Source organism: Pseudarthrobacter sp. GQ63, assembly GCF_059758765.1.
The window spans coordinates 466,503-480,899 of the sequence record NZ_JCAXEF010000002.1; the positions used below are offsets into that span (position 1 = coordinate 466,503).

At 65.7% G+C, this 14,397-nt stretch carries 13 protein-coding genes; 7 read left to right on the forward strand and 6 right to left on the reverse strand.

Features of this window, described 5'->3' with window-relative positions:
* Nucleotides 1-29 precede the first annotated feature (29 nt).
* Nucleotides 30-917 (forward strand): HNH endonuclease, encoded by an 888-nt coding sequence (locus tag AC6CHP_RS06625; protein ID WP_498228684.1) that lies wholly within the window; start codon nt 30-32, stop codon nt 915-917.
* Here AC6CHP_RS06625 and AC6CHP_RS06630 read toward each other — a convergent pair.
* Together AC6CHP_RS06630 and AC6CHP_RS06635 are read right to left on the reverse strand one after the other, a co-directional pair.
* Complete coding sequence (locus AC6CHP_RS06630; protein WP_498228686.1) at nt 914-1,636, reverse strand: Pr6Pr family membrane protein; 723 nt, start codon at nt 1,634-1,636, stop codon at nt 914-916. The two genes, AC6CHP_RS06625 and AC6CHP_RS06630, sit on opposite strands and share 4 nt — an antisense overlap.
* Before the next feature lie 53 nt (nt 1,637-1,689).
* Nucleotides 1,690-2,184: a hypothetical protein gene (locus AC6CHP_RS06635; RefSeq protein ID WP_498228688.1), complete on the reverse strand. Its 495-nt coding sequence runs from the start codon at nt 2,182-2,184 to the stop codon at nt 1,690-1,692.
* A gap of 238 nt (nt 2,185-2,422) precedes the next feature.
* On the opposite strand from AC6CHP_RS06635, the gene AC6CHP_RS06640 reads away from it, so the two are divergent.
* From AC6CHP_RS06640 to AC6CHP_RS06660, 5 genes are all read left to right on the forward strand, one after another.
* Nucleotides 2,423-3,445: a LacI family DNA-binding transcriptional regulator gene (locus AC6CHP_RS06640; RefSeq protein WP_498228690.1), complete on the forward strand. Its 1,023-nt coding sequence runs from the start codon at nt 2,423-2,425 to the stop codon at nt 3,443-3,445.
* Nucleotides 3,446-3,591: 146 nt separating this feature from the next.
* The gene (locus tag AC6CHP_RS06645) at nt 3,592-4,887 is read left to right on the forward strand and encodes an extracellular solute-binding protein (protein WP_104186022.1); all 1,296 of its coding nucleotides are present in this window, start codon (nt 3,592-3,594) and stop codon (nt 4,885-4,887) included.
* Between the two features lie 82 nt (nt 4,888-4,969).
* On the forward strand, nt 4,970-5,932 hold the full coding sequence (locus tag AC6CHP_RS06650; RefSeq protein WP_188729416.1) for a carbohydrate ABC transporter permease: 963 nt from the start codon (nt 4,970-4,972) through the stop codon (nt 5,930-5,932).
* A gap of 46 nt (nt 5,933-5,978) precedes the next feature.
* Complete coding sequence (locus AC6CHP_RS06655) at nt 5,979-6,821, forward strand: carbohydrate ABC transporter permease (protein WP_498228845.1); 843 nt, start codon at nt 5,979-5,981, stop codon at nt 6,819-6,821.
* Between the two features lie 2 nt (nt 6,822-6,823).
* On the forward strand, nt 6,824-8,374 hold the full coding sequence (locus AC6CHP_RS06660; RefSeq protein WP_498228693.1) for a glycoside hydrolase family 32 protein: 1,551 nt from the start codon (nt 6,824-6,826) through the stop codon (nt 8,372-8,374).
* Nucleotides 8,375-8,412: 38 nt separating this feature from the next.
* Here the strand turns inward: AC6CHP_RS06660 and AC6CHP_RS06665 are convergent, their stop codons facing one another.
* Nucleotides 8,413-9,576 carry an alpha/beta hydrolase family protein gene (locus tag AC6CHP_RS06665; RefSeq protein WP_498228695.1) on the reverse strand — a complete coding sequence of 388 codons (1,164 nt, stop codon included), beginning with the start codon at nt 9,574-9,576 and terminating at the stop codon, nt 8,413-8,415.
* A 118-nt stretch (nt 9,577-9,694) separates the two neighbouring features.
* On the opposite strand from AC6CHP_RS06665, the gene AC6CHP_RS06670 reads away from it, so the two are divergent.
* Nucleotides 9,695-11,287 (forward strand): HNH endonuclease signature motif containing protein, encoded by a 1,593-nt coding sequence (locus AC6CHP_RS06670; protein WP_498228697.1) that lies wholly within the window; start codon nt 9,695-9,697, stop codon nt 11,285-11,287.
* 140 nt (nt 11,288-11,427) lie between these two features.
* On the opposite strand, the gene AC6CHP_RS06675 is transcribed toward AC6CHP_RS06670, so the two are convergent.
* The 3 genes from AC6CHP_RS06675 to AC6CHP_RS06685 all read right to left on the reverse strand — a co-directional run bounded on the left by AC6CHP_RS06675 (nt 11,428) and on the right by AC6CHP_RS06685 (nt 13,910).
* The gene (locus AC6CHP_RS06675) at nt 11,428-11,892 is read right to left on the reverse strand and encodes an SRPBCC family protein (RefSeq protein WP_498228699.1); all 465 of its coding nucleotides are present in this window, start codon (nt 11,890-11,892) and stop codon (nt 11,428-11,430) included.
* A 197-nt stretch (nt 11,893-12,089) separates the two neighbouring features.
* Complete coding sequence (locus tag AC6CHP_RS06680) at nt 12,090-12,911, reverse strand: nuclease-related domain-containing protein (RefSeq protein WP_498228701.1); 822 nt, start codon at nt 12,909-12,911, stop codon at nt 12,090-12,092.
* A gap of 177 nt (nt 12,912-13,088) precedes the next feature.
* On the reverse strand, nt 13,089-13,910 hold the full coding sequence (locus tag AC6CHP_RS06685) for a hypothetical protein (protein WP_498228703.1): 822 nt from the start codon (nt 13,908-13,910) through the stop codon (nt 13,089-13,091).
* Between the last annotated feature and the right edge of the window lie 487 nt (nt 13,911-14,397).

The following is a 14,397-nucleotide window of genomic DNA, read 5'->3' on the forward strand; positions in this document are numbered from 1 at the left end:
ACACACATGCGTGCTGGATTGGGTGAGTGATGGCTGCAGTAATTCTTGGATGGAACCCAAGCGGATCCAACCCCTGGGACTACCATGCCGCCGTCGGGCTTGTGGCGGAGTCCGGCAGGTTCCTGCGGCGCTGGAGTGCTGACCGGCCACTCAGCGTTCCCGCAGGGAGTGAAGCCTGGCTCTTCGTCCAGGGCAGCAGCGACGCCGGCACTGGGCTGATCGGCCACGGGATGGTGGTGTCCGAGCCGTACCAGGTGCAGTCCGGGGACGACGGCGCCGTGGCCTGGCACGCCAGCGTGCTGTTCGACGCACTGCTCCCCCTCGGTGAGCAGATCCGTCAGGACGCTCTCCGCGCAGCAGTCCCCGGGATTCCCTGGAGTGAGGCACTGATCCGCGGGGGCGTTACCGTTCCCGGTCACGCGGAGCCCGGCCTCCGCCACCTCTGGCGGGACCTCGGGCCGGCGGCAACCGGTCCTCCACACGTTGTTTCAGGCGCCCTACCGCCGGACGCCGTCAGCACTATTGACGTGAACCGCCATGAGCGGAACCCTGACGCACGCCGGGTGTGCTTGGCGTTCCATGGAACGTCCTGCGCTGCCTGCGGTTTTTCCTTCGAAGCCTTTGATGGCGACGCCGGCTCCGGGTCTCTTGACGTGCACCACGTGGTGCCGCCGGAGCTGCTTGGGAGCGGGTACCAGCTGGACCCCGTAGCCGACCTCGTGCCGCTGTGCCCCAACTGCCACGCCCTGGCACACCGCAGTGCCGGCCCGCCGCGCACCGTGTCCGAGCTCCGGCACATCATGTCCGCCTCCGGCCACCTGAGGGGCCAGGTGGTCAGCGACCTTGCCCTCCAGGCCCAGGAGGATGCGAGGAGAATTCTGGAAGGACCACCTGTTCACCGGCAGCCCCGGGATTAGGTTGCCGGGCCTTCGCGCCGCAGTCGTCCAAGGGCTAGTGCGGCGCGCGCGTTGCCGGCAAGATGCACCAGGGCCGCGATCACCAGGAAAGCCACCAGGACCTGGGCTATGGACGCCAGGGCAGCAGGCCAGCCGCCCTCAAGCGTGGGATCCAGGAAATCGTATACGTACCAGCCGTCGATCGAACCCCGGACCCAGGAAAAGATGAGGAAGGCCACCGGGTACGCAAGCCACGCCAAAGGCCGCCACCAAGGACCGCGCACCGTCCTCGTGACCAGGAGCCAGTCGAGGAGAACATACAGCGGAGCCAGGCGGTGGTGTGCCATCTGCGGCCAGTACAGGTCCCAGCTCCACCATGGTTCCTCCGGCGGCGCCACGAGGACAATGTAGATAAGTCCCGTCATCACCAGGTAGAGCACAAAGGCGCCGAAGAGGTGGTCCCACCAACGCGGGAGCCTGGCCGCCGGCCATGCCGCCGATGCGATCAGCAGGAGCCCGAGGCCGAGGTTCGCCTGGACGGTGAATTCCGAATACAACTGAAAGCTGTCGACGTCGTTGCCCGGCAGGGTTGCGTCATAGGTCTTCTGCACGAGTGCGGCGAGCACGAACGCGCCCACCAGCAGCCGGACCGCCCTGACCCACGGGCTGTTCGGGTGCAGGGCGCTGGCCGGGTCGCGGTGATGCTCCTCCAGGGGAACCAACTTGCGTGCGCTGCTCATTCGCAAAGTGTCGCACGCCAGGGACGTCCCTGCGCAGGGCACAAAGACCGCTGTCAGCTGCTTTCACCCGACGGGCCCCGCATTCCGCTATAGGCCGTGGCGGCGCCCGCCAGGAATATGAGGACAGCGAGGTACACCGGGCCGAGGTGTCCAAGCGTTGCCAGGCCCCAGGGGTAATGCGCCGGGACAGAGATTGCGAGGCTGACTGCCGTAACGGTGACGGTGGCGGCGAAGGCCCACCGTTCCCCCCGCCGCACCCCGAACCAGGACAAGGCTGCAATTGCCAGCCCGGTGGCAGCGATGAAGCCGCTCAGCGCAATGTGCAGATGGCTGATGTAGTGATACAGCTGGGGGCTGAACGCCAGGACCTCCGCCCTGCCTTTGTCCACCTCTTCGGGACCGATGCCCAGCTCCAGGAAGGCGCCCGAGAAGTTGAGAGCCAGGAAGGCTGCGGCGTACCCCACGAAGGCCAGCCCGGCAAGCGCCATCAGGGCTGCTCCGGCCCGGAGCCGGAACTGCTTTGCGGAAGTAGTTTGGATGGCAGGCACAGCCGCCACCCCCTCTCTGGTTCACGTTCTTCTTTGATGAGAGTCCCCTCTTCCACGCCTGTCAAGGGAACTTTTCCGGGAAGCGGCGGGCTGATTAACCCCTCAGAAGAAAGCCCCTGTTCCCCGTCTGCACGAAATAACCGGCAGTGGAATCCGCAAGAAAGCTTGACGGCTGCAAAACGTTTTGCATATAGTGATGCAAGCAACATACAAAACGTTTTGCAAAGGAACGAAGTCAATGGCGACAAAGGTAAACATCAGGGACGTGGCCAAGGCCGCAGGCGTCTCCGTGACCACTGTGTCGCATGCCCTGAGCGAAGCGCACAGCTCCCGGGTCAACGCCCGGACCGTGGAGCACATCAAGGCCGTGGCCGGCGACCTCGGCTACGCCCCTAACCGGCTGGCAAGCGGGCTGCGCAACCAGCGCTCCCAGATCCTGGGCCTCGTCAGCGACGAAATCACCACCACCCCTTTTGCCGGCGCGATGATCCAGGGCGCACAGGATGCCGCTTCCGAACACGGCCACCTGCTGATGGTGGTCAACTCCGGCCTGGACAACGAACTTGAACGCCAGGAAATCCGGGCACTGCAGCAGCACCAGGTGGACGGCATCATCTACGCCCGCATGTTCAACCAGCAGGTATCCGTCCCGGAGGAGCTCCAGGCCGTGCCCACCATCGTACTGGATGCCACCTCGGACAACCCCGGGCTGTCCTCCGTGGTGCCGGACGAGTTCGGCGCCGGTGACTCTGCCGCCGAGCTGCTGGTCACGGCGGGGCACCGCACTATCGCCATGATCAACAACGAGGACGACATCCCCGCTGCCCACGGGCGGCTCGCCGGATTCCGGGCAGGCCTGGACCGCCACGGACGGCAGCTGCCGGCGGAGCTCCTTGTTGCGGGCCATCCCAGCACAGCGGGCGGGCGGGAAGCGGCGCTGGACCTGCTGTCAAGGACGGAGCGTCCCACCGCACTGTTCTGCTTCAGCGACCAGATGGCCATGGGGGCCTACCAGGCGGCCGGCCACCTTGGCCTGAAAATCCCGGATGACCTCTCGATTGTGGGCGTGGACAACCTCGAGCTCATCGCGGACGCCCTCTGGCCGGGGCTGTCCACCATGGCACTCCCCCATTACGAGATGGGCCGCTGGGCTGTCCTGAAGCTCCTTAACGAGCTTGAGAACCCCGGCACAGCCCGGGTCCATGAAAAGATCGCCTGCCCGCTGGTGGAGCGGGGCTCCGTTGCTCCACCCAGGAACTGAGCGGCAGCAGAACTGATCCGGCGCAAGCGGCCGGTCAGGCTCCATCCTGAATTACCCCGAAAAAACGGGAACGCAGCCGTTGCAGCGGCCGCGTTCCCTGCAGGACCCTCATCAATCCCCCGCTGTCCAAGCAGAAAGACCGACCCATGAACAAGAAGCTCACCAGGATCCTGGCGACCAGCATAGCCGCTGCCGCCCTCACTGCCACCCTCGCCGGCTGCGGCAAGGGCAGTTCCTCGTCCACCACCGAAGGCTCCACAGAGATCACCATGTGGACCCACGCCGCCGGAAACCCGGCCGAACTGGCGGCGACCCAGTCGATCGTGGACTCCTATAACAACAGCAGCGGCGCGAAGGCGCAAATCAAGGTGCAGGCTTTCCCGCAGGAGTCCTACAACGATTCCGTTGTTGGGGCCGCGTCAGCCGGCAATCTTCCCTGCATTGTGGACATTGACGGGCCTAACGTTCCCAACTGGGCGTGGGCCGAGTACCTGACGCCACTGAAGCTATCCGCGGACCTTTCCAAGAACCTCCCCAGCACCGTTGCCACGTGGGAGGGCGAGACTTATGCGGTTGGGTACGGCGACGTCGCTTTGTCCATGTTTGCCCGCAAATCTGATCTCGCTGCGGCGGGCGTCCGTGCCGCCACCATTGAGAAGCCATGGACGAAGGAGGAGTTCCAGGACGCGCTGACCAAGCTCAAGGCGCTGGGCAAGTGGGATTACCCGTTGGACATGGGTACTGCCGGAACGGGTGAGTGGCTGCCGTATGCGTACTCGCCGTTCCTCCAGTCCTTCGGCGGAGACCTGATCGACCGCGATGATTACCAGTCGGCTGACGGAGCCCTCAATGGTGACAAGGCTGTCGAGTGGGCCAAGTGGTTCCGCGGCCTGGCGGACCAGGGCTTCATGGCGACGAAGAGCGGGAAAGATTCCACCCAGGACTTCCTGAACAACAAGAGCGGCCTTCTCTACACCGGTTCCTGGGCAGGGGACACGGCCCGGGAGGCCCTGGGAGATGAGCTGGTGGTGATGCCCACGGTGGACCTGGGCAACGGTCCCAAGATCGGCGGAGCCTCCTGGCAGTGGGGCGTCACCAGCGGCTGCAACAATACGGATGCCGCAATGGACTACCTGTCCTATTCCCTTCAGCCGGAAAACGTGGCTGCCGTCATCAAGGCAACGGGAGGCATCCCCGCCACTGATGAAGCCGCGGCCCTGATTCCCGCGTTCGCCGAGGGTGGTGCCAACCGTATCTTCATGGAGTTCTCCCGCGAGTACGCCGTGTTGCGGCCTGAGACTCCGGCCTACCCGTTCATCGCTACCGAATACGGCAAGGCTGTCCAGGACATCCTGGCCGGCGCGGATCCCAAGGCAGCCCTGGACAAGGCGGTCAAGGCGATTGACGCCAACATCAAGTCCAACGGCGGCTACAAGAGCTAGCCAGCTGCCGAACGGTACGACGACGGCGGCGTGCAACCCGCCGTCGTCGTACCCCCGGCCCTGACTGTCAACGGAGAATCCCATGACAACAACCCAGCTTCCCCCTACTCCTGGCCGCCGCGTGGCGGCCCCGGCCCCGGCCGCACCGCCCAACAAACCCCATCGCAGGCCGCGCTACCTGCGCGAGCAGCTCAGCGGGTGGGCAATGATCGCCCCCGCGGCAGCCCTGCTGCTGCTCTTTGTCTTCCTCCCGGCGATCCTGGGCTTTGGCCTGGCATTCACTAATGCACGCCTTGTGTCGCCGCGGCCCGTTGAGTTTGTCGGTACGGACAATTTCGTCCGGCTCTTCACGGATCCCACGTTTTGGCGGGCGCTGCTGAACGTCAGCTACTTCGCGGTTGTGGTGGTGCCCGTCCAGTCAGGCCTGGCCCTCGCTATGGCGCTACTGATCAACAAGAAGTTCCGCGGCGTCAACTTCTTCCGCACCCTGTACTTCCTGCCCGTGGTGACGTCCATGGTGGTGGTGTCGCTGCTATGGCTGTTCATGTATCGCAAGGATGGGCTCATTAATGAGTTCCTGTCCGCGGCCAGCTTCGGCCTGATCGACGGCCCGGACTGGCTCAACAACCCCGCCACCGCCATGCCGGCCATCATCATCCTGTCCATCTGGCAGGCCGCCGGCTTCCACATGATCATCTGGCTCGCCGGCCTGCAGAGCATCTCCGGCGAACTGTACGAGGCAGCCCAGCTGGACGGAGCCAGCCGCTGGCACCAGTTCCGCTACGTGACCTGGCCGGGCCTCAAGCACACCCGCACACTGATTCTGGTGACCATCACCATCCAGGCACTCGGGCTCTTCGACCAGGTCAGCGTCATGACCCAGGGCGGGCCGCTCGATTCCACCACCACCATCATTTTCGAGGCGGTGCGCTCCGGCTTCAAGCAGCAGGAAACCTCCTACGCCTCGGCCATCTCCCTCGTATTCTTCGTCCTGGTGCTGCTGATCTCCGCAGTGCAGCGCTACCTGACCCGAGAGAAGGACTGACGTGAAGCAGACTCTCAAGTCCAACCGTCTCAGCATCGCAGGGACCATGGCGGTACGGATCCTGTTCGCCGTCGCCGCCGCTTTCCCCATCGTTTTCATGCTGGTGTCCTCGCTCAAGCCGGACCAGCAGATCTTCGGTGACATGTCCTCCGTGGCAGCGTTCCTGCCCATCGGCAACATCTCCTTCGACAACTACGCAGCCGTGTTCGACCGGGTGCCCGCCGCCCGCTTCCTGATGAACTCCATCGGAATATCCGCGATCACAGTGGTGCTGGGTATTTTCGTCAACAGCCTTTGCGCGTTCGCCCTGTCCCGCATGCAGGTCCGCGGGAAGAAGATTGTGTTCACCGCGATCCTCGCCACGCTGATTGTGCCTTTCCAGACCCTGGCCCTGCCGCTGGTGTGGTGGGTCAACCAGCTCCCCTACTTTGAACTGAACGGTTTCAGCCTCGAATTCTCCAAGGGCTGGCTGGACACGTACCAGGTCCAGATCATCCCGTTCATCGCCAACGCCTTCTCCATCTACCTGTTCCACCAGTACTTCGAGTCCATTCCCAAGGAGCTGGACGAGGCCGCGCGCATCGACGGCGCCGGCTGGTTCAAGATCTACCGCCAGGTGGTTATGCCGCTGTCCGGCCCGGCCACCGCCACCGTGGCGATCCTGACCTTCCTCCCTGCCTGGAACTCCTACCTCTGGCCGCTGATGGTGGTCCAGTCCGAGGAACTGCGTCCGGTGATGATCGGCATCCAGTACTTCTTCCAGCTGAACGTCTCGTGGGGCGAGGTGATGGCATACGCTTCCCTCATCACCGTTCCGGTGGTGGTGCTCTTCATCGCCTTCCAGCGTTCGTTCGTCAACAGCATCGCCTCCAGCGGCGTGAAGGGCTGACCATGTATTCACGGACGACGGCGCCAGGCGCACCTCCCGCCACCACCGCACGTGCCGCCGCACCTGCCCGTGCCGCCGCGGACCCTTACCGGCCGGAGTTCCACTTCACCGCCGAACGCAACTGGCTGAACGATCCCAACGGGCTGGTGTACCTCAACGGCACCTACCACCTCTTCTACCAGCACAACCCGTTCGGCCCGGACTGGGGCAACATGTCCTGGGGTCACGCCACCTCCCCGGACCTGCTCCACTGGGACGAGCAGCCGGTGGCCATTCCGTGCGACGAGCACGAGGCCATCTTCTCCGGCTCGGCGGTGTTCGACGAGCACAACACCAGTGGCCTCGGCACCGCCGGGAATCCTCCGCTGGTTGCCATCTACACCAGCGCCTACAGTGACCCCTCACCGTTGGCCGGCCGGCAGGCCCAGTCGCTCGCCTACAGCCTCGACGAGGGGACTACCTGGACAAAGTACTCCGGCAATCCCGTCCTGGACCGCGCGTCCGCGGACTTCCGGGATCCCAAGGTTTTTTGGTACGACGGCGCTGCGGGCAGTTACTGGGTGATGGCCGCCGTTGAGGCGGTGGAACGCCAGGTGGTGCTGTACAAGTCGGCCGACCTGACGAACTGGCAGTACCTGAGCACCTTTGGCCCGGCCAACGCCACCGGCGGAGTCTGGGAGTGCCCGGACCTCTTCGAGCTGCCCGTGGACGGCAACCCCGGTGAAACCAAGTGGGTCCTCATCGTCAACATCAATCCGGGCGGCATCGCCGGCGGCTCCGCCGGGCAGTACTTCCTGGGCGCGTTCGACGGCGTGGAGTTCCGTTCCGAGTCGACGGTTACGGAGGGCTTCCAACAGGACGGCAGCCGGATGCGCGAGTACGGCTGGCTCGACTGGGGCCGCGACTACTACGCCGCGGTCTCCTTCAGCGGGGTCGCCTACGGCCGGCGGATCATGATCGGCTGGATGAACAACTGGGACTATGCCGGCTCCACCCCCACCGGCGGGTGGCGCAGTGCGATGTCGCTGCCGCGGGAGGTCTCGCTGGCGAGGCTGGACGGGAAAATGGTGCTTCGGCAAACGCCCGTTGACCCGTTTGCCGGGCAGGAATTCCCAAGCTTCAGCCTGGGTCCGCAGGCCCTGGCATCTGGCGTTCAGGAGCTGCCGGTGGCAGCAGCCGTTGCCCGTATTGTCGTCGAGTTCGAGCCGGGTGCAGCAACCTGTGTGGGGCTGGTGGTCCGGGCGGGCGCAGCCGAACGTACCGTCATCAGCTACGACGTTGCGGACGGCGTCCTTCGCCTGGACCGGCGGAAGTCGGGACGGGCAGATTTCCATGCGGCCTTCCCTTCCGTCGAAGCCGTCGCCGTGCCGCTGCGGGATGGCCGCCTTCGACTGTCTGTCCATCTGGACCGCTGCTCCGTGGAGGTCTTTGCCCAGGACGGGCTCGCCACCATCACGGACCTCGTGTTCCCTGCGGAGGCGAGCACGGCCCTGGCGGTCTTCGCGGAAGGTGGGGGCGCGCACCTCGTGGCGCTCGACGTCGTCGGACGCTAACGCTGGCAGGTGGTCCCGGCGTTCGGGACCATTCCTCCTCAGGCTGGGGACGTTTCGGCTGAGCCCGTGTCGGCAGCCTGCAGCCAGGTGGTGAGCACCGCGCACGCGAGCTCGAGGTTCCCCATCTGGCAGTGCTGGTCGGCGTTCTCAGCCCGGGTGAACACGCGTGTGGTGACGCTTCGGGCCGCCACGAGCGCCCTAGCTTGTGCCCTGGCCAGCGCTGGCGGTTGGAAGGCGTCGTTTTCACCAACCATCAACAGCACGTCCTGGTTCACCCGGCCGCTGCCCAGGTGGGTGGCGTTCATGCCCACAAACCATTCGGCGACGTCCACCGGGTCATCGCTGTTGAGCATGTACAGGACCTGGTCCACCACAACACGCAGGGTGGGAAACAGCCGGGCCCGGGTCCGCACGCTCCAGCGCATGAAGCCGCGGTGCCGCACCATCCCGCGTACCGGGCCGCGCGCCACGCGAGGGAGCCTGTAAAGCCAGTCGTACACCGGCGGCCAGGCCACCACCCGGTGGATCCGGGGCTCGCGGCCTGCGGCACGCAATGCCCAGTACCCACCCATCGAGATGCCCACCAGGGCGGCCAGGTCGAGCCGGAAGTGGTCCAGCACCGCCCCGACGGGCTTCTCCCAGTCGTGGTCGAAGGTGAGCCCGTTCAACGTCCGGGCACCGCCTTGGCCCGGGCCCTCGAAGGCAATCACCTGGAAACCTGCGGCCGCGATCCGCTGGCAGATGGGGAAGAACTCCTCGATCAGGGAGTCGAACCCACCGTGCAGCAGCACCGTCCCGCCGTTTCGTGGGCCTGACGCCGGAAGCGAATAGGCCGGCAGCGACGCCCCGCCGTAGGGGATGTTGTGACGTGTCAGTCCAGCACCGAATGCCGTGTCGAAGAGCTGCAGGTAGCGGCGGTAGCGGGCTGTTTTCTCCACTGACCTTGGCGGCGTGAAGAACTCCGCGATCCTCGCGTAACCCGCCGCCTGCCGGTGCCGGTCCTCTGCTGCGGCCCGGTTGGACAAGGTCTCGAACACGGCGGCACAGTCATCCATCCCCCGCACCTGTGTGGCGGCGCTGAGCAGCTCATCCCGATCCACAAATCCCAGGGCATGGGCGCGGTTGAGTTGGTAGTTGATGAAGGCCCGCCGGTGGAACCGTTCGAATCCCACCGGCAGGGCAACAAGCTCTGGATCGCTCACATCGCGATCGTACTCTTGCGCTGATGGACGGCGCAGTAGGAGGCGGCGCTTCGCTGTGCTATTTCCCGGCTGCCCGATGCCAAACGTCATTGTCAGACCCCCTTGCGATGATGGGTTTATGGGCAGGGAAGCGGTGGCGAGGGCGTTTGCGGATATCAGGGCCGCCTTTGCCGTGCTTAACGCGGAGGTGGACGGGTGTGGTTCGGAGCCGTTCTCGGCCGCTGATCCGTTGGCCGGGCTGGCGGATGGGAGCCTGGACATCCTTGCCGGCGCGGCGGCTGTGGAGGCCGGCGTGGCGGGCCTGAAGGCCCGAGCTGCCATGAAGTACGCCTGCACCGCCCATGCCCTGGCCCCTCCCGGGATGCCGGTGCAGGCGCAGGAAATGGCTGTGGCCGCCGAGGTCGGGTGCGTGCTGGCCATCGGGCCGCGGGCCGCCAGCGCGTTCCTGGCCGTATCCCACGCCCTGACCACCACCTTGCCGCTGACCCTCGCGGCCCTGCAGGCCGGCACGATCTCGTGGCAGCACGCCCGGGGCATGGCGGACGAGGCAGCCACCCTCGATGCCGCCGGCGCCGCCGCCCTGGAGGCCCACTTCCTGGACCCGGACACACCACGGCCGGCCTCCGCGGCGACGATCGGGGAGATGCCCGCCTACCGGTTCAGGCACAAGGCCCGGACCTGGCGCGAACGCCACCACCCCGAATCGATCGAGAAACGCCATACCAAGGCCGTGGCGGACCGGCGGGTCGAATACGCACCTGACCAGGACGGCATGGCCTGGCTCACCGCCTACCTCCCCGCCCACCAGGCAATGGCAGGCTGGAACCGGCTCAACGCCCTCGCCCGCGCCGCACAAGGACCCCACGAACCCCGCACCCTCACCCAACTCCGCGCCGACCACTTCGCCGAAGCCATCCTCACCAGCGGCACCGGACACACAGACTCCACCCACGGGAGAGCCGACAGTCCCAGCGTCCCTGCAGACACCAGCCCCGGTGCAGGTGCCGGAACGGATCCCACCGGGCTGTCGTCGCCGATCCGGGCGCAGGTTCTCGTCACCGTGCCGGTCCTCACCCTCATGGGCCAGACCGACGAGCCAGCCATGCTCGACGGGTACGGACCCATCCCGCCCTCCATGGCGAGGGACCTGGTCGCCAACGGGGCCGATTCGTTCCACCGGGTCCTGGTCGATCCGCGGAACGGGACCCCGCTGGAGATCGGGCGGACCAGCTACCGGGTCACCAAAGCCATGCGGAACTGGCTCCGGCTGCGGGACGGCACCTGCCCCTTCCCCGGCTGCAGCAACAGCTCTTTGGACAATGAGGCAGACCACCTCCTCGCCTGGCACAACCGCGGAACCACCGGCATCAGCAACCTCGGACAACCCTGCCCGAAACACCACAAACTCCGGCACACCACCGGCTGGACACCAACACCAGCCACCAAAAACCAACCACCCGGCTGGACCTCACCCACCGGCCGCCACTACAAAAGCGAACACCAAGACTGGGAACCACCCCACTGGCCCCAATCTGTCCTGTCGGCCATGCCCGCGCACCTGAAACCCCGGGAGCGCCGCAACGGGCAAGAGCATCAACCGAAGCCCTACCCGCTCATGCCCGCTGAGCCCGGCGGCCACGCGGACTATTTGTACATTCCACGGTCCCCAGGAGAAGAAAGCCTGCACCGCTTCCTCTACGGCGGCTCCTGACCGCTGCGCAGCTCCCTGCCTTCGGCTCCCCTGCAGGGGATTCCGCGATTGACCGCGGCTTGTCGGGCTGCAGACGGCCGGTCAGGCTTGCCCGGGCGGGGAACGGGAAGCGGCTCAACAGCCGGTTCTAGCTGGGGCTTTCAAGGCGCTGATTCAGCCCGATCGCGGAGGTTCAGCAGCATCTTGCGCATCATCCAGAAGTCGCCGAACTCAAGCAACAGGGAGAAGGCGATGGTGGGCGAGAGCCACCGGTACCGCGAGCGCACACGGCTGATCAGTCGCGTTGAGCCGTCCGAAAGGGGGTCGAGCTGCCACGTCCAGGTGGTGTCACCGGGCGTACCCCAGATCATCGACTTCGGTGCGTCGATCTCCTGGACTGGCATGCCATGCTTGCCGTCGGGACTCATGGGCACAATGTCTCCCACGGCGAGGTCCTGAAGTTCGGGGATGATGCGCCGGGCGCTTGGACGGCCCAGGTTGTCGAGGATGTCGTAGCTGTACCAGCCGGCCCGGGTGAGTCCGGCCTGGACCAGCCACGGCCAGATCCGCTCCGGAGGGGCGCCAACCGTGACCGCTCGCGTGGCGTTGAACGTTGGTCCGGGCACGAGGTCATCTCCGGGCAAAGCACGCGAGACCTCTTCCGGCGTCGCGCCAGTGGAGCTGCCACGGACGCACGTACCGGGCATAAGTGGTGACCGCAGCGGCAGCTGTGAGCACGATGCCCAAACGCCTGTGGAACCGCATCACCCCAGTTTGCGCGTCACTCCCCTGCCAGGTCCAGAGGCCAAACGTCACGGCCGATTCAGCGACCGCCAAGGCCCTGGAGGATTGCTGCGCCCCATTGCGCGCTGTTAGCCAGGACCACAAAACCGACTGCCGGAACGCTCAACGCCCAGGCTGCCTGCCGCCGTCGTGCTTGTTCAACCATCATCCGGAGGGCAGTGAAGCTGTCCTGAAGGGCCGGCAGTTCGCCTGCGGCAAGAGGCTTCCGGGACCAGGTCCCCGGCCGGACGGCCGCCGACGCGATCTGGGCCACTTGCTCCGTGCCCAGGACGGGCTGGCTCCGGCGCAGCCAGGAAAGGAGCCGTGCGTCCGTCACCACGGCCACGCGCTCGGGCCGCGCTTTGATGGTCAGGCTCTTCGGTTGGACGATGACCACGACGCCGGTCACCTCGACGGGGAAGCCAGCAGCGGAGCCCAGAAGTTTTGCTGCCCGGGCAGCTTCATACGCAGCGCTACGAATGTGGTGGGTCCTCTTTCCCGCAACCAGGAGTGCCCGCCCTGCCACCCAGACGGGCTGGCCGGAGTGGTTCTTGGTGTTCAGGGTGAACACTCCCGCCGGCCCCACCAGCACGTGGTCAATATCCGAGGAACCCGTACCCACCGGCACGGCATGCAAGACCAGCCACTCGGGACCCAGCCCTTCAAGAATCCGTCCGACGGCGATTTCGCCGAGAGCCCCCTTGTACCAGGGCATGCTCTCCGGACTGAGTGGGCTGGCACCAAACACCCGCTGCAGCCAGCTACGGCGCGGAACGCGGCTTTGCACCGCCATCAACTCTTCGAGCACTGCCTGCCCGGGAACCCGCTCCCGCAGCAGCTGTGGCATGGCATCAGGGCTCATGGTCGTCTCCAAACTTTCGGATGCTGGACAGCGTAGATCGGGGAGAGTTCGGAAAACAGCGGCGGAGGGCCCTGTTTCGGAATGCTTCCGGAATATTTGCCCAACGTTGAGCCCTTCTTGCGGAAACACGGAATCTGGTGCTTCGTCCAGCGCTTCGCACCCCCGTGGCACATCCTTCTAAGGCAGACCGTCCACCGCGTCGAGCCCGCGCCGGGCGACGACGTACCCCCAGAGCAACAGCGCGTGGGGACGGGTTCCCCGCCAGCTCAAGGGGACAGAAGCGCCGTCCCGCTCCACAACGGTGGCTGACCAGCGGCGGCGGACCAGCCCGGGCCGGCGGAGGCGGAGATTGGTGAGGGAGGCATAAGGGATCCAACGCCCTGCGTGCTGCTTGGCGAGTCTGACGGCTCGCGCCGGCGTCACGGTGGCGCGCTGAAAGCGAGGATTCTCGCCCTGGTCCAACGGACCGTGCGGGATGGTTCCGGCGGGCAGGATAAGGATGCCGTTCATGTTGACCCACACCTGAACCCGCCGGCCACCGCTGGCGGCGTCCCCGCAAACCAGCCGGCACAGGTCATCGTCCTCTTCAGGTTCCACCGGCTGCGTCGAACGGGACGTAGTGGTTGAGGCGTCCAGGTGGACTTCGCCTCCAGCCGGAACATCCTGCTGGTCCGCGACACAGGGGTCATGCGCCCTCACGTTGGCAGCTGCGACAGCCTGCATCACGGCCGCGCGCAATCCATCGGCGCACAACCGGGGCGCATCAACGGCGAACACCTCGCGATCGAGCTGGACAACCGAGCGGACGCCAGCCTGCCGGCCCAGGAGTTCTGCCAGATCGTCATGGTCGCGGCGAACAAACAGGCCGACTTCATCGCCGAGTCCCACCTGCCAGCCGTGGCCGGCAATCTCGGGCTCGGCGTCGGGATCAACATCGATCCAGTCCGCCAGCTCCGCTGCACCAACGGGTCCCAGATCCTCCCCTGCGCCGTAAGGCATAAGGAGTCCCAAACGCCGGACAACATCAGCGGTGTGAACAGTACAGTCATGGTTGTTCAGTCGGTGTTGCACCAGCAGGCTCCCCCAGGATTAGTGCGGGCCAGGACCGGGACCGCCCTAAGGGCGGGCATCGGTACTCTTCCTGGGTCCGCAGCGACATGTCATCGAATCAGCCGGTCTCGAAGTGAGTTCGATAGTAAGTCATTTCGCCTGGGGCGAGGCCGGCCCCGGACCAAAAGGTTGATCCTGTACTTGGGCACGTTGCCGTGCGGCATCCGCACCGCTGGCGGCCATGTCAGTTCCAAAAGGACCTTGGGCTCTGGGTGCCGGGCCCGGCCGGGTCGTAGTGTCAGGGCAACCAAAATTTCCGTGGCGGCGTCCACAGCTTCCTTAAGGTACCCGGACACCACCTACTTCAGGAGACAGTTAAGATGCTTTCGCTTCGAAGCGCGGACCACCACGGATCGGCCCGCACTCCTGGGAATTG

Bases quoted from the DNA above. Each gene is read 5' to 3' on its own strand.
- AC6CHP_RS06625 (WP_498228684.1), top strand. From the start codon at position 30: ATGGCTGCAGTAATTCTTGGATGGAACCCAAGCGGATCCAACCCCTGG.
- AC6CHP_RS06630 (WP_498228686.1), bottom strand. From the start codon at position 1,636: ATGAGCAGCGCACGCAAGTTGGTTCCCCTGGAGGAGCATCACCGCGAC.
- AC6CHP_RS06640 (WP_498228690.1), top strand. From the start codon at position 2,423: ATGGCGACAAAGGTAAACATCAGGGACGTGGCCAAGGCCGCAGGCGTC.
- AC6CHP_RS06645 (WP_104186022.1), top strand. From the start codon at position 3,592: ATGAACAAGAAGCTCACCAGGATCCTGGCGACCAGCATAGCCGCTGCC.
- AC6CHP_RS06650 (WP_188729416.1), top strand. From the start codon at position 4,970: ATGACAACAACCCAGCTTCCCCCTACTCCTGGCCGCCGCGTGGCGGCC.
- AC6CHP_RS06655 (WP_498228845.1), top strand. From the start codon at position 5,979: ATGGCGGTACGGATCCTGTTCGCCGTCGCCGCCGCTTTCCCCATCGTT.
- AC6CHP_RS06660 (WP_498228693.1), top strand. From the start codon at position 6,824: ATGTATTCACGGACGACGGCGCCAGGCGCACCTCCCGCCACCACCGCA.
- AC6CHP_RS06670 (WP_498228697.1), top strand. From the start codon at position 9,695: ATGGGCAGGGAAGCGGTGGCGAGGGCGTTTGCGGATATCAGGGCCGCC.
- AC6CHP_RS06680 (WP_498228701.1), bottom strand. From the start codon at position 12,911: ATGAGCCCTGATGCCATGCCACAGCTGCTGCGGGAGCGGGTTCCCGGG.
- AC6CHP_RS06685 (WP_498228703.1), bottom strand. From the start codon at position 13,910: ATGCCTTACGGCGCAGGGGAGGATCTGGGACCCGTTGGTGCAGCGGAG.